This is a genomic window from Kouleothrix sp. 19917, from assembly GCF_057073505.1.
Genome location: NZ_CP097099.1, coordinates 7957375 through 7981245 on the forward strand (window position 1 = coordinate 7957375; position 23871 = coordinate 7981245).

The 23871-nt window shown below is 63.6% G+C and carries 21 protein-coding genes; 17 read left to right on the top strand and 4 right to left on the bottom strand.

What is annotated here, in order from left to right; genetic code table 11:
* Positions 1 to 347 precede the first annotated feature (347 nt).
* Positions 348 to 1814: a Kelch repeat-containing protein gene (locus M1P90_RS31945; protein WP_483699842.1), complete on the bottom strand. Its 1467-nt coding sequence runs from the start codon at positions 1812 to 1814 to the stop codon at positions 348 to 350.
* Positions 1815 to 1878: 64 nt separating this feature from the next.
* On the bottom strand, positions 1879 to 2865 hold the full coding sequence (gene lgt, locus M1P90_RS31950) for a prolipoprotein diacylglyceryl transferase (RefSeq protein WP_483699844.1): 987 nt from the start codon (positions 2863 to 2865) through the stop codon (positions 1879 to 1881).
* A gap of 141 nt (positions 2866 to 3006) precedes the next feature.
* Between lgt and M1P90_RS31955 the strand changes: the two genes are divergently transcribed.
* The 10 genes from M1P90_RS31955 to M1P90_RS32000 all read left to right on the top strand — a co-directional run bounded on the left by M1P90_RS31955 (position 3007) and on the right by M1P90_RS32000 (position 13726).
* Positions 3007 to 3789, top strand: coding sequence for a class I SAM-dependent DNA methyltransferase (locus tag M1P90_RS31955; protein WP_483699845.1), 783 nt, complete (start codon positions 3007 to 3009; stop codon positions 3787 to 3789).
* Between the two features lie 11 nt (positions 3790 to 3800).
* The gene (locus tag M1P90_RS31960; protein ID WP_483699846.1) at positions 3801 to 4571 is read left to right on the top strand and encodes a type III pantothenate kinase; all 771 of its coding nucleotides are present in this window, start codon (positions 3801 to 3803) and stop codon (positions 4569 to 4571) included.
* Between the two features lie 33 nt (positions 4572 to 4604).
* Complete coding sequence (locus M1P90_RS31965; RefSeq protein WP_483699847.1) at positions 4605 to 5321, top strand: ubiquinone/menaquinone biosynthesis methyltransferase; 717 nt, start codon at positions 4605 to 4607, stop codon at positions 5319 to 5321.
* Between the two features lie 9 nt (positions 5322 to 5330).
* Positions 5331 to 6245 (top strand): DUF4230 domain-containing protein, encoded by a 915-nt coding sequence (locus M1P90_RS31970; RefSeq protein WP_483699849.1) that lies wholly within the window; start codon positions 5331 to 5333, stop codon positions 6243 to 6245.
* A 16-nt stretch (positions 6246 to 6261) separates the two neighbouring features.
* Complete coding sequence (era, locus tag M1P90_RS31975; protein ID WP_483699850.1) at positions 6262 to 8040, top strand: GTPase Era; 1779 nt, start codon at positions 6262 to 6264, stop codon at positions 8038 to 8040.
* A gap of 225 nt (positions 8041 to 8265) precedes the next feature.
* Complete coding sequence (locus M1P90_RS31980; RefSeq protein ID WP_483699851.1) at positions 8266 to 8397, top strand: hypothetical protein; 132 nt, start codon at positions 8266 to 8268, stop codon at positions 8395 to 8397.
* Positions 8398 to 8529: 132 nt separating this feature from the next.
* The gene (gene rlmN / locus M1P90_RS31985; RefSeq protein ID WP_483699853.1) at positions 8530 to 9651 is read left to right on the top strand and encodes a dual-specificity RNA methyltransferase RlmN; all 1122 of its coding nucleotides are present in this window, start codon (positions 8530 to 8532) and stop codon (positions 9649 to 9651) included.
* A 176-nt stretch (positions 9652 to 9827) separates the two neighbouring features.
* Complete coding sequence (gene ppk1 / locus M1P90_RS31990) at positions 9828 to 11960, top strand: polyphosphate kinase 1 (RefSeq protein ID WP_483699855.1); 2133 nt, start codon at positions 9828 to 9830, stop codon at positions 11958 to 11960.
* Between the two features lie 5 nt (positions 11961 to 11965).
* Positions 11966 to 12556 carry an RNA 2',3'-cyclic phosphodiesterase gene (gene thpR / locus M1P90_RS31995; protein ID WP_483699856.1) on the top strand — a complete coding sequence of 197 codons (591 nt, stop codon included), beginning with the start codon at positions 11966 to 11968 and terminating at the stop codon, positions 12554 to 12556.
* A 3-nt stretch (positions 12557 to 12559) separates the two neighbouring features.
* Complete coding sequence (locus M1P90_RS32000) at positions 12560 to 13726, top strand: AI-2E family transporter (protein ID WP_483699858.1); 1167 nt, start codon at positions 12560 to 12562, stop codon at positions 13724 to 13726.
* On the opposite strand, the gene M1P90_RS32005 is transcribed toward M1P90_RS32000, so the two are convergent.
* Positions 13723 to 14388 carry a hypothetical protein gene (locus M1P90_RS32005; protein WP_483699860.1) on the bottom strand — a complete coding sequence of 222 codons (666 nt, stop codon included), beginning with the start codon at positions 14386 to 14388 and terminating at the stop codon, positions 13723 to 13725. The two genes, M1P90_RS32000 and M1P90_RS32005, sit on opposite strands and share 4 nt — an antisense overlap.
* A gap of 322 nt (positions 14389 to 14710) precedes the next feature.
* On the opposite strand from M1P90_RS32005, the gene M1P90_RS32010 reads away from it, so the two are divergent.
* The 4 genes from M1P90_RS32010 to M1P90_RS32025 all read left to right on the top strand — a co-directional run bounded on the left by M1P90_RS32010 (position 14711) and on the right by M1P90_RS32025 (position 19899).
* The gene (locus M1P90_RS32010) at positions 14711 to 15178 is read left to right on the top strand and encodes an SLOG cluster 4 domain-containing protein (protein WP_483699861.1); all 468 of its coding nucleotides are present in this window, start codon (positions 14711 to 14713) and stop codon (positions 15176 to 15178) included.
* Between the two features lie 179 nt (positions 15179 to 15357).
* Entirely contained in the window at positions 15358 to 17163 is a 1806-nt protein-coding gene (locus tag M1P90_RS32015; RefSeq protein ID WP_483699862.1) for a cellulase family glycosylhydrolase, read from the top strand.
* A 252-nt stretch (positions 17164 to 17415) separates the two neighbouring features.
* Positions 17416 to 18753 carry a hypothetical protein gene (locus M1P90_RS32020; protein WP_483704719.1) on the top strand — a complete coding sequence of 446 codons (1338 nt, stop codon included), beginning with the start codon at positions 17416 to 17418 and terminating at the stop codon, positions 18751 to 18753.
* 162 nt (positions 18754 to 18915) lie between these two features.
* A complete protein-coding gene (locus M1P90_RS32025) occupies positions 18916 to 19899 on the top strand; it encodes an HD domain-containing protein (protein WP_483699863.1) in 984 nt (327 codons plus the stop codon).
* Positions 19900 to 19984: 85 nt separating this feature from the next.
* Here M1P90_RS32025 and M1P90_RS32030 read toward each other — a convergent pair whose 3' ends face one another.
* The gene (locus tag M1P90_RS32030; RefSeq protein WP_483699865.1) at positions 19985 to 20458 is read right to left on the bottom strand and encodes a methyltransferase family protein; all 474 of its coding nucleotides are present in this window, start codon (positions 20456 to 20458) and stop codon (positions 19985 to 19987) included.
* Between the two features lie 118 nt (positions 20459 to 20576).
* Between M1P90_RS32030 and M1P90_RS32035 the strand changes: the two genes are divergently transcribed.
* The 3 genes from M1P90_RS32035 (at position 20577) to M1P90_RS32045 (ending at position 23631) form a co-directional block, all read left to right on the top strand.
* Complete coding sequence (locus M1P90_RS32035; protein WP_483699866.1) at positions 20577 to 21449, top strand: AAA family ATPase; 873 nt, start codon at positions 20577 to 20579, stop codon at positions 21447 to 21449.
* 4 nt (positions 21450 to 21453) lie between these two features.
* Complete coding sequence (locus M1P90_RS32040; protein WP_483699867.1) at positions 21454 to 22614, top strand: vWA domain-containing protein; 1161 nt, start codon at positions 21454 to 21456, stop codon at positions 22612 to 22614.
* 120 nt (positions 22615 to 22734) lie between these two features.
* Positions 22735 to 23631 carry an FAD binding domain-containing protein gene (locus M1P90_RS32045; protein WP_483699869.1) on the top strand — a complete coding sequence of 299 codons (897 nt, stop codon included), beginning with the start codon at positions 22735 to 22737 and terminating at the stop codon, positions 23629 to 23631.
* Positions 23632 to 23871 lie beyond the last annotated feature (240 nt).

The following is a 23871-nucleotide window of genomic DNA, read 5'->3' on the forward strand; positions in this document are numbered from 1 at the left end:
TTGCTTCAATCTGATAACCAGATAAGCTTCCTAAAAGCTTGCCCGTTGTATGAAAGAACGTATTTTCCAGAGTAATCAGTATGGCAGATACTGCCTCGTTTCGCTGATAACACATCTTCGAATAGGCCACATAATCGCGGCGCATCAGGCAGTGTAGAAAGCATTTGAATGCCTGCATAGTATTCGCTGTGCAGACGCGCCTGTAGCTGGAGAAGCGTGGTTCACAGGCACCGTTCTACAGAGCATTACGGCTGTGCCCCAAAGTGGGTATGCTTCTGCCTGCAGCTATCAAAGAGGTATCTGCCTGGGCATATGCGAACGATACCCGATCTCTCTGCGCCTGGGAATTAGTTGTTGATAATGGGGACTAGTGTAGAGTAGAGTACCTGGTATTCGCTGACGGCGCCCGGTTGCCTGGCGCTAGTTGGGCCGAAAAGGAAAATACTGGTACTCAGTGCCACTGCTCGCGACGAAAGACCAATCTCATCTGGCACGGGCACTGGTGTTTGCCACGCGTCGGCGGTGGGGCTGTACTCAGCGGCAGTACGCTTTTGTGGGTCAAACAGCAGCACACTGTTGACGGTTCCCACAACGGCTGGGGCCGCAACTGGCTCGCTTAGGGGAACAACACTTTCCCACACGCCGCCACTGTCGTTCGTCGGGTCGAAGCGCTCGTTGGCTGCAAGCGGCCCACTCTGGTTTTCGCCGCCAATGATATAGATGCGCTCTTCCACCAGGGCAGCACCGGCATTGGCGCGCGCTGTGCGCATTGGTGCGCTTTCCGCCCACGTTTTGGCGCGTGGGTCATACACAAACACTTCGCCCCGATAGCTTGTGCCGTCCCAGCCACCGAAGAGGTAAAGCTGCCCCTCGAAATCGGCCAGAGCGTAGCGGCTGCGCGGCGCGGGCATTGGCGGCAGGCTTTCCCACTGCTTGGTGCGCGGGTCGTATACTTCGCAGATCGCCAGCACCGCGCCGTCTTGCCCTTCCCCACCTGGCACATAGATTTTCCCGCCAAGCGTCACGGCCCGTACATTGCGCACCGCCGTGGGTTTAGCGTTCAGTGCCACCAGCTGATCCTTGCTGGGGTCGTAGCGATCAACGGCTGCGCTCACGGTGTTGCCCTCGGCACCACCAATCAGGTAGAGCTTGTTGTCGGCAGCGGCGATGGCGAAATCGGTGCGGGGCTGTGCCCAGGCGCTATGTGATTTCCAGCGGCTTGGTGGCGCAGATTGTATTGGTGTTACGGATGCGGTGGGATCGGATGGTTGGCGCTGCATAAGCAGGTAAACCACCGCGCCAGCGAGCAGAACCACCAGGCCGAGCGCAGCGAAAAGCAGCGCGCGCGCCCGACCTGAGCCGCCAGGAGACGCGGCAATAGGTGTATCGGGTGGTAGTGGGGTGGGATCGAATACGATCGCTGGCTCAACAGAAGTTGGCTGGGTTTCGAGTGTATTGGCTGGCGCGCTGGTGTTTGCCGCGGGGGCAGTTTCTAAAAGGGTTGCAGGCGCGTCGATTGGCACCGCAACGCCGATATCGCCGGGCAACTCATCTTCCGGCAAAGCCGAGGCCACTTCGGGTGCGCGATCGAGCTGCACCAGGCCCTGCCGTATGGCAAAGACCGTCGCTTCGGTTCGTGACGCGGCGCCAATTTTCTCGAAAATATTCCGAAGGTGAACCTTGACGGTGTTGATGCTGATGTTCAGCTGGTTGGCGATTTGCTGGTTGGTGGCGCCCATGGCCACCAAGCGCAAAATATCGCGCTCGCGCTCGCTGATTTGTGCGGAATCGCTGGACATACGCTCCGATGTCATCTCAATCTCCGCACGCGATCATAGCACGAAGGTTCGGGCCCCGCAAGGCAATCGGATGAGAGAATTATGACGATTGCTGGTCGCTTGCGGCCGGTAGCGTGTTGTTCAAAAGTTCGCTCGAAGTGGGCCGCGTGCTGGCCGGCAGGTCGTCGCTTTCGCTTGCGAACGGCTCAGCATCTTCTTCCACTGCCTCGGCAGCAGGGGGCGGCAATGCACGGCGGTGGTTCAGGTACATGCCCACGATGCCAATCAGCACCAGCAGCAGGCTTGCAATCTGGGCGGTGCGCAGTGCGCCACCGCACTCGCCGCCAATGCCGTTGGTGCACAGGCTGTCGGTGCGCAGGCCCTCGATCCAGAAGCGCCCGATGCCATACCAGATTGCATAGAACAGTGCAATATCGCCGGTGCGCAGCCAGCCGCGCAGCCGCCGCTCAAGCGTGAGCAGCAGGCCCACGCCAACGACATTCCAGATCGATTCATATAAGAAGGTTGCGTGGAACAGCGTGCCGGGCGGGTAGGCCGTCATGTCGTTGTAGGGCGGCAGCCGCCGGTCGGCGTCGATGCTTACGCCAAAGGGCAGCGATGTGGGCCGGCCATAGGCTTCCTGGTTCATGAAGTTGCCCCAGCGCCCTACCGCCTGGGCCAGCAAAAAGCCGGGCATGCAGATGTCGAGGAATTCGATCAGCGGAAGCTTGTTGCGCCGGGTGTAGATCAGCGCGGCAAGCACCGCGCCGATTAGCGCGCCATGAATCGCCAGGCCGCCTTTGGTCGTATTAATCAGGTCGAGCCAGGGACGGCCGGCGAAGCTTTGCCATTCGAATGCGACATAATAGATGCGCGCACCAGCGATGCCAAGCACCATGCCAAGCAGCAAGAGGTTCCAGATATGGTCGGCGCTATAGCCGCGCCGCTCGGCGCGCCGGGCCGAAATCCAGCCAGCCAGCATTGCGCCACCAACGATTAGCACGCCGTACCAGCGCACCGCGATCGGGATGCCAAACAGGCTGGTGTTGATCAGGAAGGGATCGCCCGGGGGATGGAGTGGAAACATACACTTTTCCTTAGCTTATGGACATGCGGCCGTATTGTACGCCGCGCTTCCGGTGATGTCAAAGCTGCGGGCAGGCATGGTACAATACGCGCCGAGGCGTGCGAATCTGCCTCCACAGCTAGGAAACAAGCAGGAATTGGCGTGACAGCATACCAGAATTACGCGCCCTACTACGATGCCACCGGGCAAATTCGCTTTGCGGTGCTGATGCACCAGTACTTGCGCGAGGTGCTGACACGCCATCCGGTCCCCGGCCACCGCATGCTCGATCTGGCCTGCGGCACGGGCACGCTGGCGCTGCTGTTTGCCGATGAGGGCTGGGAGGTTGTGGGGCTGGATACCTCGTCGGCGATGCTGGCGCAGGCGCGTGCTAAAGCGGCAAACCTCGATACAGTGGGCCGCGTGGCGTTTGTGAAGGGCGATATTCGCCAGCCTGGTGTGGCGCTTGCTGGCATGCCCGAAGCGCGCCCAGGCTCGTTCGACCTGGCGACGTGCGTGTACGACAGCCTGAACTATTTGCTGGAAGAGGGCGATCTGGCGGCATGCTTCGCTGGCGTGGCCGAGGCGCTTGCGCCTGGCGGCGTGGCCTTGCTCGACATGAACACGCATTATTTTCTCGAGCACGATTGGCTGCCAAGCGAGGTGCTGGAGCTGCCGGGCTTTGTGCAGGTTTCGCAAAGCCATTTCGACCCAGCGACGGCTTGTTCGACGATGGTGCTGACGGGCTTTAGCGGCGATGACGCCGAGGGCTACCAGCGCTTTGACGAAACGCATATCGAGCGTGCGTATTCGCCCGATCTGGTAGCAGAACTGCTTGTGGCGGCGGGCTTGCTGATTGAGGCAACCTACGATTGCTTCACCTTCCAGCCGCTGAGCGAGCGCACGCAGCGCATTGCCTGGGTCGTGCGCAAGCCGACAACCTGAAAAGCATAACAATGCTCTTAACGATTGATATTGGCAACACAAACATCAAACTCGGCGTCTACCAGGGTGACGAGCTGCTGGCGCACTGGCGCATGGCCACCGAGCGGCTGAAGCTGGCCGACGAGTACGCCGTGATGATTCACAATCTGTTTGCGCTAGCCGGGCTGAATGTGAAACAGGTGCAGGGCTGCGCGATCTCGTGTGTGGTGCCGCCGCTGACAGGCCAGTTCCGCGTGCTGAGCCGCAGCTACCTCGGCGTCGAGCCAGTGATTATTGGGCCGGGCGTGGCGAGCGGACTGCGCTACGAAATCGATACGCCCGACCAGCTTGGTGCCGACCGGGTGGCGAACTCGCTGGCGGCCTTTCGGCGCTATGGCGGGCCGGTTATTGCGATTGCGTTTGGCACCGCCACGGCATTCGATGTTATTACCGAGGCGGGCGTGTATATTGGTGGGGCCATTGCGCCGGGCATTGGCATTTCGGCCGACGCGCTGTTCCGCCTGGCCGCGCGGCTCTATCAGGTCGAGCTGGCCCGCCCGCCGCAGGTGATTGGCAAAAACACGGTACACTATATGCAATCGGGCCTGATTCTTGGCTATGCTGGCCTGGTCGAGGGTCTGGTGCGGCGCATGCAAACCGAACTGGGCACGCCATGCACTGTGGTGGCCACGGGCGGCCTGGCCGAAGTGATCGCGGGCGAAACCGACGCGATCACCGTCGTCGAGCCGTTGCTGACGCTGGAAGGACTCAAGATGATTTATGAAATGAACCGCCCGGCGTGAACCGCGCCGGCACCATATGCTAAGGATTGATCCGTGTCTGTTCTACCGCCAATTGAAGAAAAAGCCGCCTACGTCGAGCGCATGTTTGCGCGCATCGCACCGGGCTACGATCGTATGAATCGCGTGATGACCATGGGCATGGACCGCGGCTGGCGCGATTATGCCGCCAACCTGATCGCGCCACCTGCTGATGGCCGCGCGCTCGACGTCGGCACCGGCACCGGCGATTTCCTGCCCATCCTGGCCGCGTGGATGCCGGAAGGTTTTGCCGTGGGCCTGGATTTCACCGTGCCAATGATGCAGGCTGGCCTGCCCAAGCTCGATCTTGCCGACGGGCGGGCAGGTTTTGTGGGCGGCGATGCGCTGAGCCTGCCCTTCACCGACAGTTCGTTCGATGCGATTACTACCGGCTTTACCATGCGCAATGTCGTCGATATTGGGCAGGCATTTCGTGAGATGGCGCGCGTGGCGCGGCCGGGCTGTGTGCTGGCCTGCCTGGAAGTGGCGCGACCCCGCAACCCACTATTGCGCCTGGGCCACCGCATTTATTTCGAGCAGGTGGTGCCGCGCATCACGGCGCTGCTGGGCGGCGACCCCACTGCCTATACCTACCTGCCACAGTCGGCGCGCGCCTTCCCGCCGCCCGAGGCGCTGGCGCGAATCATGCAGGAAGCAGGTTGGGCCGAAGTACGCTTTTCGCTGCTTGGAATGGGCGCGGTGGCGGTGCATACCGCAATCAAACCGCGATAAAGGGGGCTTATGGGGCGCTACGATGATGATCGCCCGCGCCGGCGCGATAATGACGAGTACGACGACTACCCCCGCCGCCGCGATTCGCTGATGGATCGGCGGCTGCGCCGCGCGCAGGATGAAGAGCTCTACGACGACGATTATGAAGAGCCGCGCTACTCGCGCCCGCGCGCTGGCGGCGGTGGCGGAATGGGCTATGGCACCATGGGCGGCGGTGGCTGCGCCAGCTCGGTTCTGTATGTGCTGCTTGGCGGCATTGCGCTCTTGCTGGTGGGGCTGATTGTCGGCCCGCAGCTGATGAGCAACCTGGTGCCGAATGTGCCGCAGCAGGTGCGCGAGATCGTCGCGACGCCCACCACCACGCTGCGCGACCGTGGCGGCACCATTCTGCAAATTCGCAGCCTGAACCGCCTTGAGACGCAGAGCTTCGCGGCCGAGCGCGTGATCGAAGCGAAGGTCGAACGTGGCAACCCGCTCGACCTGCTGCTGGGCGACCGTCTGCTGCTGATCGCCAGCGGCGAGGTGGTGGCGGGTGTCGACCTGAGCAAGCTGCGCGATGGCGACGTGACGATTTCGCCCGATGGCAAGAGCATTACGCTGAAGCTGCCGCCGTCGGAGATTTTCAGCAAGAAGCTCGACAACGACCGTACGCGCGTGTACGATCGCCAGCAGGGCGTGCTTGCGCCCCAAAACAAAGACCTTGAGACCCAGGCGCGCAGCCAGGCCGAAGCTGAGATTATGAACGCTGCCTGCGAAAGCAACATTATGCAGAAGGCCGCCGACGATGCCAAGCGCTCGATGGAGCAATTTCTCAAGCTGCTTGAGTTCTCGCAGGTGACGGTGACAAGCTCGGCCGGGCCGTGCGTGGCGCCGGCTGGCTTGCCCGGCGCGCCCACTGCCCCTGCGGCCACAGCCACACAATAGAAGTATAAGGGTTTGTATGGTAACTGTTTCCTTTGATCCCGAGGCTGGGACACTGTACTGGTATTTCACCGAAATTGAAGCCGGCAGCACCGAGCTGGAAGGCGAGTGCAACGGCACGCTGCTGCTCGATGCGCGCGGCGATGTGATCGGCCTGGAGCTTGAGCTGGACGAAAGCGTGCGCCCCGCCGACCTGGCCCTTGCGCTGGCGCACCCGAATGTGCGCTACGACCGCGCCGCCGCCACGCTCACGGTTCTGCTGTTCGACGAAGAGCCGGGCGGCGTCCAACCGCTTCACGAGGCCGTCATTCTCGATTTCGACGGGAGCGAGCGCCTGCAGGGCTGCGATGTCCTGGCATCGCGCGAGTTCGAGCTGGCGCTGCGCCTGGGCCGCTTGCAGCCCTTCATGGTCGAGCTGGAAGACGAGCCGCCGCCTGCCTTCGCGCTCGACGACGCGGAACTGGAAGACGACGAAGAGCTGGAAGACGACGAGCAGGGCGACGAGATCGATTTCGAGGAAGCCGAGCTCGACGATTCGGCGTTTGAAGAAGATGCCGCGCTTGATGACGCGATCGAGCTTGATGACGACGATTCAGGCGACGAGCTGCTCGCCGCCGACGAGCTTGAAGATGGCGAGCTCGACGCCGAAGACCTCGCCGACGCGGCCGCACTCGACTCCGACGAAGAAGACGATGACGAGCTGCTCGCCGCCGACGAGCTTGAAGATGGCGAGCTCGACGCCGACGATCTCGCCGACGCGGCCGCACTCGACTCCGACAATGACGATGCAGAGGGGGACGGCGCCAGCCTGGTAGCTCAGCTGCCCGCCAATGGCGAGGCCGACCTGGCGGCGGTGGTGGCGCAGGCGCTGGCCGAGGCCGACACCGGGCAGGGCACCCCTGCCCCGGCTGCCGGCTTCCGCGCCGGCTTTGTGGCGCTGGTGGGCAAGCCGAATGTCGGCAAATCAACCCTGCTGAACGCCATGCTTGGCCAGAAGGTCGCGATCGTCTCGCCCAAGCCGCAAACCACACGCATGCCCATGCGCGCCATTCTGAACCGGCCCGACGCGCAGATCATCTTTGTCGACACGCCCGGTATTCACGACCCGCGCACCAAGCTTGGCACGTTTATGGTCGAGCAGGCACGCCGCAGCATCCCCGACGCGGATGTGGTCTGCTTTGTGGTCGATATTGCCACGCCGCCGAACCGGATCGAGCAGCGCATTGCCGCGCTGGTGGCGCGCTCGCACGCGCGGCGCATTCTGGTGCTGAACAAACTCGACCAGCGCACGCGCGCCGGGCAGGACAACCTGGCAGCCTACCGCGCGCTTGGCCCGTGGGACATGGAAGTGGCGGTTTCGGCGCTGCTGAACAAGGGCCTGGAAACGCTGCTCGACGAGATTGTAGCGCGCCTGCCGCCTGGCCCGGCCCTCTACCCCAGCGACCAGATCACCGACCAGACCGAGCGCGAACACGCCGCCGAGCTTGTGCGCGAACAGGTGCTGCGCCTGACCGAGCAGGAGGTACCGCACGGCGTGGCAGTTGAAGTTGAGGAATGGGAAGAAAAAGAAAACGCCGTGTATGTTCGCATGACCATCTATGTCGAAAAGGAATCGCAGAAAGGCATCCTGATCGGCGCGCAGGGCGCGATGCTGAAGAAAATCGGCAGCGGCGCGCGCCCTGGGATCGAGGCGCTGATTGGCCGGCGCGCCTACCTTGATCTGTGGGTGAAGGCTCGCCCGAACTGGCGCGATGACCCTTCGTCGCTGCACTGGCTGGGCTACCGGAGTGACGATTAGCTCACAAAGCCCTGATATGTCTGCCAAAATCCAGCGGCACTCATCTTGCACATGTAGCGCGTATTGGCTGTAAAAAAGCGGCACGCGCTACGTTTATTTCATAGAGTACCTGATTGGCCTAGTACACATAACCTATGGCAATTTGTGAATGAACATGGTATAGTGAATGTAGCCGCAAATCCGCTGCACCGCCCGGTGTAGCGCACCCACACTGAAGGAGTTGTTATGGCACTCTTCGCTTTGTTGGCAATTGTCGCTCTGATGGCTACACTGGTCGCTCGCTCGGCGCAAGCACGCCGCGTTCCGGTTCGCGTCCCTGCCCGTGTGGCGCAGCGCCGCGCAATTCGCCGCCGCTAAGCCGCTTACATTGCCGCTGTGGCCCCGCCGCAGCGCTTCATATAGATGCCGTGCAGGCGAGAAGCTCAGGCTTCTCGCCTGCGTGTTTGTTGGGGGCACCCGCAAGCCGCGTATGGTATAATTCCGCCCGTTATGAACACACAAATTCCACATCTCTATAATCTCTCCCTGCCCGAAATCGAGCAGTTGCTGGCCGGCTGGGGGCAGCCCGCGTTTCGCGCGCGCCAGGTCTATCGCCAGCTCTACACGAAATTTGCCAGCAGCCCCGCCACAATGACCGACCTGCCGCTGGCGCTGCGCGAACGGCTCGCCGCCGAAACGCGCATCGCCACGCTGGAGCTGGTGCGCCTGCAAACCGCCGACCAGGGGCAGACGCGCAAGGCGCTGTTTCGCATTCCCGGCGGCGAAGTCGTCGAAAGCGTGCTGATGGTCTACCCCGACCGCGCAACGGTGTGCGTTTCGACGCAGGCGGGTTGCGCGATGGGCTGCGTGTTTTGCGCGACCGGGCGGCTGGGCCTGCTGCGCAACCTCAGCGCGGGCGAAATCGTCGAGCAGGTGATGTGGGCCGCGCGCGAGCTGGAAACCCTGCGCGCCGAAGCTGCCGCAGGCCAAAGCGCCGCGCCTGGTGTGCAGCACCTTACCAACGTCGTGTTTATGGGCATGGGCGAGCCATTTGCGAACTACGACCGCTGGTGGCAGGCGGTTGAGCGGCTGCACGACCCGCAGGGCCTGAACATGGGTGCGCGCAGCCTGACGGTCTCGACGGTCGGGCAGGTGACGGGCATTCGGCGCTTGGCCGGCGAGGCGCTGCCAATCAACCTGGCGATTTCGCTTCACGCCCCCGACGATGCGCTGCGCTCGGAGATGATGCCAATCAACCGGCGCTACCCGATTGCCGACCTGCTGGCAGCGACGCAGGACTATATCGACACAACCCACCGGCGCGTGTCGTTTGAATATGTGCTGCTGCAAGGCAAGAACGACGCGCCCGAGCAGGCCGCCGCGCTGGGCGCGCTGCTGAAAGGCATGCTCTGTCACGTCAACCTCATCCCCTGGAACCCGGTGCCGGGCGCGCCGCTGGGCCGCTCGGAGCGCGCGCGTGTGCTGCGCTTCCAGCAAGTATTGCACGAGCAGGGCATTGCCTGCACCGTGCGCGTCGAGCGCGGCGTTGCAATTGCGGCGGCCTGCGGCCAGCTTGCCGGCGTGCCACTTGAGATCAGCGAGCCAGCCGAGATCATCGCGCTGAGCGGCTAGCGCCGCGCACCATCCAACGACTCTGAAAAGCATTCGATACAGCACGAATGCTTTTTTCTTGCGCGGCGTGAGTCTTGCCGGTGATGATCCATAATGCTATACTGAACCCGAACGTGCTGCCGCCCGCACATTGCCGCCAACAAAGGCCCAGCTGCTGAAAGAGAAGGAAGGTTTCAATGGCGATTGCCACTGAGATAGCGCCCGAGGCCGAGCTGCGCAACCCCTACCAGAGCCTTTCGCGCTACATCAACCGCGAGCAGAGCTGGCTTGAGTTCAACAAGCGCGTGCTGCAGGAAGCGCTGGAAGAGCGCCACCCGCTGCTGGAGCGCGTCAAGTTCCTTTCGATCTTCAGCACCAACCTCGACGAATTCTTTATGATTCGCGTGGCCGGCATCAAGCAGCAGATCGCCGCGCGGGTGGTGGGCCGCTCGCCCGACGGCATGACGCCAACCGAGCAGCTTTTTGCCATTCGCCGCGCCGTGACCGAGCTGGCCGACCAGCAGCGCAATTGCTGGCTCGACGATATTCAGCCCAAGCTGCGCGCACAAGGCGTGTATATTCTCGATTACGACGAGCTGGATGACCATCAGCGCGCGTACTGCAAAGACTATTTCGAGCGCGAGGTCTTCCCGGTGCTCACGCCGCTGGCCTTCGACCCCAGCCACCCCTTCCCGCAGATCTCGAACCTGAGCATCAACCTGGCGGTGGTGATCAACGACCCCGAGGAAGGCGAGCTGTTTGCGCGCGTGAAGGTGCCGGCGGTGCTGCCGCGCATGATCCCGATCGGCGGCAATTGCCCCGCGCCGGAAGAAATCCAGCCCGAGCGCCGCTTTGCCTTTGTCTGGCTCGATCAGGTCATCGCCAGGCATGTCGATGCGCTGTTCCCGGGCATGGCAGTGACGGAAGTATACCTGTTCCGCATCACGCGCAACGCCGACGTTGAAATTCAGGAAGAAGAAGCTGCCGACCTGCTGCGCACGATCGAGCAGGGCGTGCGCCGCCGCCGCTTTGGCGCGGTGGTGCGCCTGACCATCCAGCACGACATGCCGCAGCGCATCCGCGATTTGCTGCTGGCGAACCTGAAGCTGACGCCCGAGGATGTGTATGAAGTGCGCGGCCCGCTCGGCCTTTCCGAGATCATGGCACTGACCAGGATCGACCGGCCCGAGCTGAAAGACCCGCCGTTCTACCCCAAGGCGCCGGCGCTGCTGCGCCACGCGCGCACCAGCAACGAGATCTTTGGCGCGATCCGCCAGCAGGACATTCTGCTGCACCACCCGTATGATTCATTCCAGCCGCTGGTGGAGTTGATCGAGGCTGCGGCGGAAGACCCTGAGGTGCTGGCGATCAAGCAGACGCTGTACCGCGTCGGCAGCAACTCGCCGATCGTCAAGGCGCTGATGCACGCGCGCGACCAGGACAAGCAGGTGACGGTGCTGGTCGAGCTAAAGGCGCGTTTCGACGAAGAAAACAACATCACCTGGGCGCGCGCGCTGGAGCGGGCCGGCGTGCACGTTGTCTATGGCCTGGTGGGGCTGAAAACGCACGCCAAGATCGCCCTGATCGTGCGGCGCGAAAATGATGGCCTGCGGCGCTATGTGCACCTGGGAACTGGCAACTACAACGCCGGCACCGCGCGCGTGTACACCGACCTGGGCCTGCTGACCTGCCGGCCCGACATTGGCGCTGACGCGTCGGATCTGTTCAATTTCCTGACTGGCTACTCGCGGCAGACGCGCTACCGCAAGCTGCTGGTGGCGCCCGTGAACCTGCGCGAGCGGCTGACCTGGCTGATCGAGCGCGAGATTGCGCACGCCAACAGCGGGCGCGCAGGCCGGCTGATCTTCAAGCTCAACGCGCTGGTTGACCCGGCGATGATTCGCCAGCTCTACGCAGCATCGAGCGCGGGCGTGCAGATCGACCTGATCGTGCGCGGCATTTGCTGCCTGCGGCCGGGTGTGCCCGGTATGAGCGAGAATATCACGGTGCGCAGCGTGATTGGGCGCTTTCTGGAGCACAGCCGCGTGTACTATTTTGGCAATGATGGCACACCCGAAGTGTACCTGGGCAGCGCCGACCTGATGCAGCGCAACCTCGACCGGCGCGTCGAAACGCTGTTCCCGATTGAAGACCCGGCCATGGTGTCGCATATTCGCGACGACATGCTTGAAATTTACCTGCGCGACAACACGCGCGCGCACCTGCTCGAGCCCGACGGCTCGTATACGCGCGCACAGCCGCAGGAAGGCGCGCGACCGATCGACAGCCAGGTTGCTTTTGGTGCCGGCCACGATTTACCACCAGAGTAAACGCTATGGAAAGCACCCGCCTGTTTATTGCGGCCCCGCTGCCACTGCCGGTGAAAACCGCACTCGTGAGCGCGCAGGCGCGATTACGGCGGGTGGGTGCCCCGGTGCGCTGGGTGGCAGCCGAGGCTATGCACCTCACGCTGCACTTCCTGGGCGAAACCGACACTGCGCAGGTGCCAGCCATTGAAGCGGCGATCCAGCAGATCTGCGCGGAATATTCTGCGCCACAGCTTCGCCTTACCACCACGGGCGCATTCCCCAACTCGCGGCGGCCCAATGTGCTGTGGGCGGGCATTGGCGGCGATACCGAATTGCTGGGCCAGATGGCGTCGGCACTGCGCGGCGCGCTGGCACAGATTGGCCTGGCCCGCGACGAGCGCCCGTTTCGCCCGCACCTGACGCTGGGCCGCACACGCCGCGATGCCCCACCGCAGATGATCGAGCGCCTTGGTGATACCATTCGCGCCCTGCCGCAGCTGACACCCGCCGCCTGGGTGTGCGAGCGCATTGTCCTGTTTCGCAGCGAGCTCCGCCGCGAAGGCCCGCACTATACCGCCCTGGCGGAGTGCAGCCTCTTGCCGGCCCAAACGAGATGAGCTATGTTTGCTGATCGTCTTTCGCGCATTCTGATCTGGATGCTGATCGTGGCCGTTTCGGTCTACCTGCTTGAGCGGCTGTTTTTCCTGACGGCGCTGTTTGCCACGCCGCTGCTGCTGTTTAGCCTGGCCTGGCTGGTATCGCTGATCCTGAAGCCGCTGGTCGACCGGCTGACGCTGCCGCTGCCAACAACTCCCGGTGGAGCAAAGCGGCACGGCGGCTGGCGCATCCCGCGCAGCATTGCGGTGGCGCTGGTGTACGCCGCAATTGTCGCGCTGATTGCTGTGCTGGTGATTTCGCTGGTGCCGATCATCGAGCCGCAGCTGGTGGGCATTGACGAAACGCTGCCCGATGCCGTGAGCCAGATTTCGCAATGGATCAGCGGCCTGGAAGGCGAGCTGCGGCGGGTTGGCTTTCGCGGGAACCTGAACGGCATTGCGCAGCCAGACACGCTGGCGCAGCAGGCCACCGCCGTTGGCAGCACGCTGATCCAGCAGTCGCTGGGGATTGCGAGCGGCATTGCGACATGGCTGGTGAATATCACACTGGTGCTGATTATCAGCTACTACATCACGCTCGACGGCCCGCGCATTTCCGCGCGCGTGCTCGACCTGATGCCCGAGCAGTGGCGCGGCGACACCACGCGCTTTTTCAGCATTGTGAACTTTACGTTTGGCGGATTTTTGCGCGCCCAGCTGCTGCAAGCCATGATCTATGGTCTGGCGACGGCTGTGGTGATGGCCGGGCTGGGCCTCGATTATGTGGCGCTGGTGAGCGTAAGCGCGGCGGTGCTGGTGCTGGTGCCGATAGTGGGCGGGCTGCTGGGGGTGATCCCACCGCTGGTGGTGGCGATCATCGGCAACCCCGACCGGATCTGGCTGATGCTGTTGATGCTTGGGGCCGTGCAGCAGGTGCTGTTCAACATGATCATGCCGCGCCTGATGGGGCGGATCGTCGGTTTGCACCCGCTGTTGGTGTTTGCGGCGATTCTGGTGGGCGCGACGGTGGCGGGCGGCTGGGGTATTCTGTTTGGCATCCCGATTGCGGGCGTGCTGGCTGCGGTGCTGCAATTCGTATATGGCCGCGCAACCGTCGCTGCCGACGAGCCGCTGCCCGAAGCGCGCGATGAGCAGCGCCTGGCGGCTGGCGACCGGCGTTCGCTTTCCTAGCTGGGGCGGCGGCTTTGCGCGGCCACGCGCTCGATGATCGTTGCGGCCAGGCGCGCCACTGCCTCGGGCGCAATCACGTCACTGGCCTCGCGCGCGGCCACCACATCGCTGAGCCAGTCGTAGGTGTGATCGTTCACCGTAATTACTACTTCCCACTCGTTCGCACCCAAGCGCGCGACGCGCTGGCGTGGCTCGGCACGGTTGAGCGGCAGCTCGGGCGCGGGAGCCTGGGCAGCAGGGTAGCTTGCGCCATTGCTCGCGCCATTGCTCGCGCCGTTGACGGTTGTGACGGTTGGGGCGGGCTCAGGGCCGCGCTCGAAGATTGCCTGCTGATGCTGGTAGGACGCCTCGAACTCGCGCAGCACGCCAATCGCCAGATGGAAGTAGTCGATCATCCCAAAATATTCGCCGCGCTTCACGTCTTTGCGCATGGCCTCGGTCACAAGCGCGTCGCGCCGATTGACGAGCGTATGCCAGCGCTCAAGCGCGGGCGACTCTTCGCCAAACACCAGCCGCGCCACTGCCTGCACCGCATTTTCCCACGATTGAAACTCGCTATACCGCATCATCACCGAGGAAGGGACGTGATCGCGACCTTTCTCGGCGCTTTGGTGCAGGCGCGCGATCATGTTGCGAGCGTCTTCGATGAGGGGTTGAAACATGACACACTCCTTGGATTGTGGCCGGGATGTTCCGTCTGGAATGCCCGACGTTCGCATTGTATCGTATCAGGTTGACGCGAGTTGTCAAGGGTTTTGCGCGCCCAAACGCGCACAGCCAGCCAATAGCGCGTGCTACGAGCGATGAAAACAGGCTATGCTAGTGCAGAAATCGCTTGCATGCCCGCTATTTGACGCTCCTTCCCCTCTCCCATATAATACGCGGGCTTATTCGGCTGCTACAGCTACTCGTATCGCCTCGCTGCTATCCCAGCGCCTAGAAAGTGCGTAACCCCCAATGGCTGTTTCTGAACGACGCAAGCCTATGATCGCCATCTGCGGCGCTGGCCAGTGCGATGGCGGCATTGCCGCGCTTGCCGAGACGGTGGGCCGCGGCGTGGCAGCCGGCGGCGCGACGCTGATCTGTGGCGGCCTGGGCGGGGTGATGGCGGCGGCCTGCCGGGGCGCGCGCGCCGCTGGCGGCCTGACGATCGGCTTGCTGCCTGGCGGCGACACCAGCGCAGCGAACCCCGATGTGGTCGTGCCAATTGCCACGGGCCTGGGCGAAGGCCGCAACCTGCTGATTGTGAGCAGCGCCGACGTGGTGATCGCGATTGGCGGCGAGTATGGCACGCTGTCCGAAATTGCCCTGGCGCGCAAGATCGGCCGCACGGTGATCGGGTTGCGCACCTGGAACCTGGGCCGCGATGCCGCTGGCGAGCCGCACCTGCTGGCCGTCAATTCGCCCGAAGCGGCCGTCGCCGCCGCGCTGACGCACTGCAAGCGCCGTTAGGCGCGTGCCTCTTTCTCGCCGTGGCAGGCGTATACCGCCGCCCGCGCAGACATTAACCCAATGGTAATGCCTGTATCAGATACCTCTCAGCAGCACGTCAGCCGCCACACGTATAATCTCTGCTACAGAGCCGTTGATCCTAACGAGGCTTACAACAAGGTACCGAATAGGAGTTGACAATGCGGAAACGTGCCTTTGCCATCCTCATGATTCTTGCGCTTTTTGGCTCCTATGCGGCAATGCCGCAGGCGGGTTCAGCGGCGCCAAACAAGCCGGGCGATGTGCCCGATACTATTCCGCCGTTCTTGTCGCAGTATTTTAACGAGACACAGCACGCGGCGATGAATTCGTTTGCGGCCTTCTGGCAGCGCACCCCCAATGCCCTGTTTGTGCTGGGCTACCCGATCTCGCAGCCCTTTATCGAAGAAAGCTTTACCAACCCGGGCGAGTATTACCGCGTGCAATACTTCGAGCGCGCTGTGCTGGAAGAGCACCCCGAAAACGCTGGCTCGCAGTACTACATCCTGGGCCGCCTGATGGGCAACCAGATCATTCGCGGGCGCGAAAACGAAGGCCCGTTCCTGCCGGTGGGCGATCCGGGCGACGGCACCTTCGACAGCGCCACCAGCCACACCCTGCGCGATGGCCCGGCGCCCTTCCGCAACTTCTGGCTGAACAACGGCGGCCTGGAAGTATTTGGCCGGCCGAAGTCCGAGCAGTTTCAGGAAGTGAACCAGGCCAACGGCCAGACCTACTGGGTGCAGTATTTCGAGCGCCAGCGCATGGAGTGGCACCCCGACGAGCCGAACCCGCAGTATCAGATCCTGCTGGGCTTGCTGGGCAATGAATACCGCGACGCCAAGCACCGCGGCGAAAGCGCGTTCCAGCCGATCACTGCCGACCAGGTGCCCAACCCGCCGGTCCAACCCGAGACGCAGGGCTTTGTGTACGGCTTCAACGCAATTCTGTATGGTCAGGGTCAGCCCTGGCAGGATCGCCAGCGCGTGCTGTCGCTTTCGAAGAATGCGGGTGTGTACTGGATCCGCCAGCAGGTGCGCTGGCAGGACTTGCAGGGCGCGCCGGGCACGCCATGCTACCAGGTGTGCTGGGGCGAGCTCGACAATATCGTCAACGACGCATCCAGCGCGGGCGTGAAGCTGCTGATTAGCGTGGTGGCCGCGCCAAGCTGGGCTACGTCCGATGGCCGTAACGGCATGCCTTCGCGCGACCATTTTGGCGATTTCAACTTCTTCATGGGCAAAATGGCCGAGCGCTATCGCGGCAAGATCCAGGCCTATGAGATCTGGAACGAAGAAAACCTCGCGCACGAGAATGGCGGGCGCGTGGCGAATGCCAGCTTCTATATGGACATGCTGGTTGGCGCGTCGCAGGCCATTCGCGCCGCCGACAGCAACGCGATCATCGTGTCGGGCGCGCCTTCGTCCACCGAGACCAACCGCTCCGATATTGCGGTGAGCGATATTACCTTCCTGCGGCAGATGTTCGCCGACCCGCGCTTCCGCGCCAGCGTGGACGTAATCGGCGCGCACCCGGGCGGCCAGTCGAACCCGCCCGACACAATGTGGCCCGACAATCCCGGCCCTGGCCCGGGCTGGACGACCAGCCGCGAGTTTTACTTCCGCCGCCTGGAAGACGTGCACCAGGCCATGCTCGATGCCGGCCTGACCGACAAGAAGGTCTGGGTGACCGAGTTCGGCTGGGCCACGCGCAACAACACGCCGGGCTATGGCTTCGGCAACAACACCTCCTTGCAGGAGCAGTCCGACTATATCGTGCGCGCCTTCCAGATGGGCCGCAACGAGTATGGCTCGTGGATCGGCGGTATGTTCCTGTGGCAGATCAACTTTGCCGTGCTGTGGAAGTACCAGGGCAACGAGCTGCACGAGCAGGCGTCGTTTGGCGTGCTGAATGGCGACTGGAGCCCGCGCCCGTCGTACTACGCCATCCAGGCCATGCCGAAGTAGCATCGTTCGCGAAGCTGGTGCGTAGTGCGTAGTCTGTAGATCCAGAATCTACGCACTACGCACTACGCATCTCCCCTATATTCCCCGCCCAACGAAACGAATTTCCACATTTGCGCGTCATCATAAGGGGTTGAGCCAGGCATCAGAAATGGCTCAGCCGCGCATTATTTCAGCGCCAGCGTGAATTCGTGTACAATACGGCGATCCTACAAAAGATAGCGAGTCGTTGTATCAAGGAGATTATCTGTGAACATGCCTTTCGGCAATATGCGTACTGCGGCGGCGGCTGCGCTTGCTGTGTTGCTGCTGCCCGTGCTGGCGGCCTGCGGCGGCAGCGCGCCTGAGCCAGCGGCAAACCCCACGGCCGCACTACCCACCGCGGCGGTGGTTTCAACCCAGCCAACCAGCGCGCCCACCGCAGCGGCCGATGCCACGGCTGCCCCCGAGGCCACGGCCGCGCCTTCCGAGCAGCCCACCACTGGCCAGCCCGCGCCCGAGCCCGGCACGCCGATCAAGCTGCCATATATGAATTTCGGCATTGTGAACCACCTGTACTACACCGACCGCGAGCGCGTGCTGACGCTGGATGGCATCGCCGGCTTCGACTGGGTGCGCCAGCAGGTGGTGTGGAAGGACGTGGAAGGCCCGAACCCCGGCGACTATGCCTGGGGCGAGCTCGACAAGATCGTCGACGACGTGGCAGCCAAGAACCTCAAGCTGCTGATTAACATCGTGCAGGCGCCGACATTCTACAACTCCACCAATGGCCTGCCGCAAGACCCAGTGTCGATGGGCAACCTGGTCGAGGCAATGGTCAAACGCTACGGCAACAAGGTCGCGGCCTACGAGATCTGGAACGAGCAGAACCTGGCCCATGAAAATGGCGGCACCGTCACCGAGGCCGACGCCGGCCACTATGTCGATATTCTGGTGGAGTGCTACAACCGCATCAAGGCGCTCGACCCAAGCATTATTGTGCTGGCTGGCGCGCCTTCCTCCAGCGGTGTGAACGACCCGGCGATCGCCGTTTCGGATGAGAACTACTACCGCGCGATGTACCGCTACAAAGACGGCATCATCAAGTCGCACTTCGATGCGCAGGGCGTGCACCCCGGTGGCTCGGCCAACCCGCCCGACACCATGTGGCCCGACAACCCGAGCAACGCGCAGGGCTGGACCAACGACGCGACCTTCTACTTCCGCCATGTTGAGAACGTGCGCAAGTTTATGGAGCAGGAAGGCGTGGGCGACCATCAGATCTGGGTGACGGAGTTCGGCTGGGCGACCCAGAACAACACGCCGGGCTACGAGTTTGGCAACCAGGTTTCGCTCGACCAGCAGGGCGAGTATGTTGCCGACGCGATCAAAATGGCCTACGAGAAGTATCGCTACGAGGACGATTCGCCCTGGATGGGCAATATGTTCCTGTGGAACATGAACTTCGCCGTGGTCTGGTCGCAGAATAACCCGCCCAACCCGCTGAACGAGCAGGCCTCGTTTGGCATCCTGGAGCCCGATTACACCCCGCGCCCGGCCTTTCTGAAGCTGCAAAGCTTGCTGCCACAGCTCAAGCAGAAGCAGGGCCGCTAGCACCTCCGGCGACCGACGACCGACGACCGACCACGCGCTGTTTGCGAATCGTCGGTCGTCGGTCATTTTCTTTCTGATGCGCTACGCACTACGCACGACGCACTACGCAATACGCACTATAGAGCCAAGAACCCTGCTGATGAGCATGATTGAGCATTCGCTATGGCAAATTTAGTGCCGGTTCCATCAATCGAAGCAATCGCCGCTGCGTTTGAACGTGGTGACTCCGACGCGCTGCGCCAGGGGCTGGTTGCGCTGCTCGGCAGCCCTGCTGCCGCCACGCACCTGCGCGCGCTCGACGCGGCTGGCCTGCTCACGCGCATCATTCCTGAGCTAGAGCCCGCGCGCGGCACCGACCAGCCGCACGTACACTTTCTGGCGGTGCTGGCCCACTCGCTCGAAACCGTGGCGGGCGTGGCGTGGCTGCTGGCGCAGATCGCCGGCGAAACGCCCGAGGATGCGCCATTGCCGGCTGGCATTCGCGCCAACCGGAGCCTGGCCTACCGCAGCAAATTTCAGCCCCAGCTTGCCGAGCACTTCGCCGGCACGGTCGGGCGCTACCCGCGCGCGGCGCTGTTCAAATTCGGCGCGCTGCTGCACGACAACGCCAAGCCGCAAACGCTGCGCCGCACCCCCGACGGCACGGTCAGCTTCCACGAGCACCAGACAATTGGCGGCGAGGTGGCGGCTGCCGTGGCGCAGCGCCTGGGCTTCGACGCCGCTGAAACGCGCTACATCCGCACGATTGTGCGCGAGCATATGCGGCCCGGTCAGCTCGCCATCCTGCCCGAAGTCACCATGCGCGCCGTGCAGCGCTTCTTCGCCGCCACGGACGACGCCGGCCCGGATGTGCTGCTGCACCTGCTGGCCGACCACATGGCCACGCGCGGCCCGCAGCTCAATGTGCGCAGCTGGATCGCGCAGGCGCAGTGGATCGACGCGCTGCTCGACGTGCTGTGGGGCGAGCCGGCCGAGATCACCCCGCCGCTCGCCAACGGCAACGACCTGATGCGCGAATTGGGCATTCCCCCCGGCCCGCAGCTTGGCCGGCTACTTGCCGCGATTGGCGAGGCCCAGGCCGACGGCACAATCACCACCCGCGACGAAGCGCTGGCCCTGGCGCGCCGCCTTGCTGAGCGGAAGTAAACCGCAGACAAACGACGAAGGATAAACGGCGAAGCCTGCTGCGTGACTGTCTGTTTGTCCGTTGTTTCGGTGCTGCGGTTCTCGCCTACCACACCCGCCGCCGCACACGCTCGGCATATGACTCATAGCCCGGGTACTGCGCGCCCAGCCATTCTTCCTCGCGCCGCGCCTTCTGGTCGAAAAACAGCCCCAGCAGCACGCTCAGCAGCAGCGAGGGCGTGCTTGCGCGCAGCAGCGACCAGCCAAGCGCGCCCAGCAGAATGCCAGTGTAGATCGGGTGGCGCACAACACCGTAGATGCCGGTTTCGACTAGCTCGCCATCCGCGATTGGCCGCGGGAAGGGCGTGAGGTTGCGGCCCAGCGCCCGCGCGCCGGCCACTGCTACACCGCCGCCTGCGAGGCCCAGCAGCACGCCCGCGATGCCGAGGGGCGAGCGCAGCGGCTCGGGCCACTCGGGCAGGCCGGCCAGCCGGCGCGGCGCAAGCAGAATTGCGGCCAGCAGCGCAAACTGGCCTGCTACCCATAGCTCGCCACGATTGTTTCCTGCTTTCCTTGCCATTGAATTGCCTTCTGTTTACAGCGACTGCTTGTGAAAAAGCGCAAGATGTTGCGGGGTATCTGGCAGCGTATTATACTGCGCGAACCCCGTTTCACGTTTCAAATACATGCAGGTAACGATGCCATTGGAACTGCACAGCATTGCAGATGTTGCTGGCGCGTTGGCGCAACACGCGTATGTGGCCGACGTTGGTTTGTCTACGAGTCTGTTTCTTGCGCTGAAGATGGGCAAGGCGCTCCTGCTGGAAGGCGAGCCCGGCGTCGGCAAGACCGAGGTTGCCAAGGTGCTGAGCGCCGTGTCCGCGGCCCCGCTCATTCGCCTGCAGTGCTACGAAGGCATCGACATTGGGCAGGCCGTGTACGAGTGGAACTACCCGCGCCAGTTGCTAGAGCTGCAATCGCGCCAGGGCAGCAGCGCCGCCAGTGTATACTCGGAAGAATTTCTGCTGCGCCGCCCGCTGCTCCAGGCGATCGACCAGAGCAACGAGCGCGCGCCGGTGCTGCTGATCGACGAGCTCGACCGCGCCGACGAGGAATTCGAGAGCTTTCTGCTCGAGCTGCTTTCCGACTTTCAGATCACCATCCCCGAGCTTGGCACGCTGGTCGCCCGCCACCGGCCAATCGTTATCATCACCTCCAACCGCACGCGCGAGCTGCACGATGCCCTGAAGCGCCGCTGCGTCTACCACTGGATCGATTATCCATCGCGCGAGAAAGAGCTGGAGATCGTGCGGCGCAAGGTGCCCGGCGCGGGCGAGCGCCTTTCGGCGCAGATCGTGGATTTTGTGCAGGCCGCCCGCCAGCAGGAGCTGAGCAAGAACCCGGGCGTGGCCGAAACGCTGGATTGGGCCGAGGCGCTGCAGCACCTGAATGCCGAGGAGCTGAGCCGCGAAACGGTGTATGCGACGCTGGGCGTTATTCTGAAATACCAGGACGATGTGGATAAGCTGCGCGGCGGGGTGGCGGAAGAGCTGCTGGCCCAGGTGCAGTGAGTATATGACCACACGCGACCGCGCATTTCTGCATAACTGCGTGCTGTTCACACGCATGCTGCGCCGGGCCGGCATCCCGATTGGCCTGGATCAGGTGCTGGAATTCGTGCGCGCGCTCGAATGGGTCGATCTGCGCCAGCGCGAGCAAGTGTACTACACGGCGCGCAGCCTGCTCATCCGCCGGCACGAGCATCTGCGCCTGTTCGACGCAATGTTTAGCCGCTTCTGGCGGCGCGCCTATCCCGGCGAAGGGCCGACTCAGCGCACCATGCCGCGCGCGCCGCGCCACCGCCCGCGCCAGCAGCCCTTTACCATTGTGACGTATATGGCCTACAAGGCGCGCCTGGGCGACCCCGAAGTCGATGTGACCGACAAATCGGGCACGGCCAGCGACGCCGAGCTGTTGCAGCGTAAGGAATTTTCCGAAATGACGCCCGAGGAGCTGGCGCAGATCAAGCAGCTAATCGCACGGCTGCGCTGGCGCATCAGCCAGCGCGAAACACGCCGCCGCGAGCGCGATGCGCACGGTAACCTTTTACATATGCGCGCCGTGATTCAGGATGCCGCCCGCCACGGTGGCGTGCCGCTGCGCCTGTTCTGGCAGCGCCGCACCCGCCACGAGCGCCCGCTGGTGATTCTTGCCGACATCAGCGGCTCGATGGAGAAGTATGCGCGCCTGCTGCTGCAGTTCCTGTACAGCGCGGCCCACGGCCTGCGGCGGGTCGAGTGCTTTGTGTTTGCCACGCGGCTTACGCGCATCACCGGGCAGCTCAAGCTGCGCAATATCGACCAGGCGATCGACGGGGCGGCGCGCGAGGTGGTGGACTGGGCTGGCGGCACGCGGATCGGCGCGAGTCTGCACGCGTTCAATCGCCACTGGGCGCGGCGCGTGCTTGGTCGCGGCGCGGTGGTGCTGCTGATCAGCGATGGCTGGGAGCAGGGCGAGCCAGCCGTGCTGGCGCGCGAGCTAAGCTGGCTGCGGCGGCGCTCGTACCGCCTGATCTGGCTGAACCCGCTGGCCGGGCGAACGAGCTACCAGGCCCGCGTCGGCGGCATGCAGGCGGCGCTGGCCGAGATCGACGATTTTCTGCCTATTCATAACCTGCAAAGCCTCCAGGCGCTGGCGCAGCAGCTGGCAACCCTGGACGAGCGCCGCCGGCTGTGAAGCGGCTGTTCGCTGGTGTGGTGTGTATGAGCAGAAAGAGGTGTGTGTAGTCACTGGTTGAGGGTTGGGCTAGAGTTCACGCTTTTGTGACGGATAGACCCCTACGTGAAGGGAGCGACGATGATCCCGGCAGCCTTTGAGTACCTGGTGCCGCGCTCGCTGGACGAGGCGCTGGCGGCGCTAACGCAGCACGGCGACGACGCGAAGATCCTGGCCGGCGGGCAAAGCCTCATCCCGGCAATGCGCTTCCGGCTGGCCGCGCCCAGCGTGCTGATCGACATCAACCATCTTTCCGACCTGGAGCATGTGCGCGCGGAAAACGGTCACCTCGCAATTGGCGCGCTGGCCCGCGAACACGCGCTCGAACACTCCGCCGAGCTTGCGCATGACTTCGCGCTGCTCCACGACGCGGCGGGCGTGATCGCCGACCCGCTGGTGCGCAACCGCGCCACGGTGGGCGGCAACCTTGCCCACGCCGACCCCGCCAACGACCACCCCGCCGTGATGCTGGCCTATGGCGCCGAAGTGCTGGCGCGCGGGCCGGGCGGCACCCGCAGCATCCCCATCGACGATTTCTTCCTGGGCCTGTTCGAAACCGCGCTGGCTCCCGACGAGCTGCTGACCGAGATCCGCATCGCCCGCCCCGGGGCGGGCAGCGGCGGCGCCTACCTCAAGCAGGAGCGCAAAGTCGGCGACTATGCCGTGTCGGCTGTGGCTGTGCAGCTCACCATGCAGGGCGGGCGCTGCACCGCCGCGCGCGTGGCGCTTACCAACGTCAACCCGGTGCCGATGCGCTCGGCCGGCGCAGAAGCCGCGCTGGTGGGCAACGAGCTCACGGCCGAGGTGCTGGAAGCCGCCGGGCGCGCCGCCGCCGACGAGTGCGACCCCAGCGCCGACCTGCGCGGCAGCGTCGAGTACAAGCGCGACCTCACGCGGGTGATCGCCAAGCGGGCCATCCGCAAAGCGGCCGAGCGGGCGTCGGGAGCGTCGGGAGCGTCGGGCGCGTCGGGCGCGTAGAGGACGCTATGTAAGGGCGAAGCATTCGCCCATGGAAGCCGTGACTCTGAATAAACATATACTGGGCGAATGCTTCGCCCCAACATCGGCGAACGCATCGCCCCAACATCGGCGAACGCATCGCCCCAACATCGGCGAACGCATCGCCCCAACATCGGCGAACGCTTCATCGGCGAACGCTTCGCCCCAACATCGGCGAACGCTTCGCCCCAACATCGGCGAACGCATCGCCCCAACATC

What these genes read in the sequence shown, in the direction of transcription:
- M1P90_RS31945 (WP_483699842.1), bottom strand. Translation starts at nt 1,814, where the DNA reads ATGACATCGGAGCGTATGTCCAGCGATTCCGCACAAATCAGCGAGCGC.
- lgt (WP_483699844.1), bottom strand. Translation starts at nt 2,865, where the DNA reads ATGTTTCCACTCCATCCCCCGGGCGATCCCTTCCTGATCAACACCAGC.
- M1P90_RS31960 (WP_483699846.1), top strand. Translation starts at nt 3,801, where the DNA reads ATGCTCTTAACGATTGATATTGGCAACACAAACATCAAACTCGGCGTC.
- M1P90_RS31970 (WP_483699849.1), top strand. Translation starts at nt 5,331, where the DNA reads ATGGGGCGCTACGATGATGATCGCCCGCGCCGGCGCGATAATGACGAG.
- era (WP_483699850.1), top strand. Translation starts at nt 6,262, where the DNA reads ATGGTAACTGTTTCCTTTGATCCCGAGGCTGGGACACTGTACTGGTAT.
- M1P90_RS31980 (WP_483699851.1), top strand. Translation starts at nt 8,266, where the DNA reads ATGGCACTCTTCGCTTTGTTGGCAATTGTCGCTCTGATGGCTACACTG.
- rlmN (WP_483699853.1), top strand. Translation starts at nt 8,530, where the DNA reads ATGAACACACAAATTCCACATCTCTATAATCTCTCCCTGCCCGAAATC.
- ppk1 (WP_483699855.1), top strand. Translation starts at nt 9,828, where the DNA reads ATGGCGATTGCCACTGAGATAGCGCCCGAGGCCGAGCTGCGCAACCCC.
- thpR (WP_483699856.1), top strand. Translation starts at nt 11,966, where the DNA reads ATGGAAAGCACCCGCCTGTTTATTGCGGCCCCGCTGCCACTGCCGGTG.
- M1P90_RS32000 (WP_483699858.1), top strand. Translation starts at nt 12,560, where the DNA reads ATGTTTGCTGATCGTCTTTCGCGCATTCTGATCTGGATGCTGATCGTG.
- M1P90_RS32005 (WP_483699860.1), bottom strand. Translation starts at nt 14,388, where the DNA reads ATGTTTCAACCCCTCATCGAAGACGCTCGCAACATGATCGCGCGCCTG.
- M1P90_RS32010 (WP_483699861.1), top strand. Translation starts at nt 14,711, where the DNA reads ATGATCGCCATCTGCGGCGCTGGCCAGTGCGATGGCGGCATTGCCGCG.
- M1P90_RS32015 (WP_483699862.1), top strand. Translation starts at nt 15,358, where the DNA reads ATGCGGAAACGTGCCTTTGCCATCCTCATGATTCTTGCGCTTTTTGGC.
- M1P90_RS32020 (WP_483704719.1), top strand. Translation starts at nt 17,416, where the DNA reads ATGCCTTTCGGCAATATGCGTACTGCGGCGGCGGCTGCGCTTGCTGTG.
- M1P90_RS32025 (WP_483699863.1), top strand. Translation starts at nt 18,916, where the DNA reads ATGGCAAATTTAGTGCCGGTTCCATCAATCGAAGCAATCGCCGCTGCG.
- M1P90_RS32030 (WP_483699865.1), bottom strand. Translation starts at nt 20,458, where the DNA reads ATGGCAAGGAAAGCAGGAAACAATCGTGGCGAGCTATGGGTAGCAGGC.
- M1P90_RS32035 (WP_483699866.1), top strand. Translation starts at nt 20,577, where the DNA reads ATGCCATTGGAACTGCACAGCATTGCAGATGTTGCTGGCGCGTTGGCG.
- M1P90_RS32040 (WP_483699867.1), top strand. Translation starts at nt 21,454, where the DNA reads ATGACCACACGCGACCGCGCATTTCTGCATAACTGCGTGCTGTTCACA.
- M1P90_RS32045 (WP_483699869.1), top strand. Translation starts at nt 22,735, where the DNA reads ATGATCCCGGCAGCCTTTGAGTACCTGGTGCCGCGCTCGCTGGACGAG.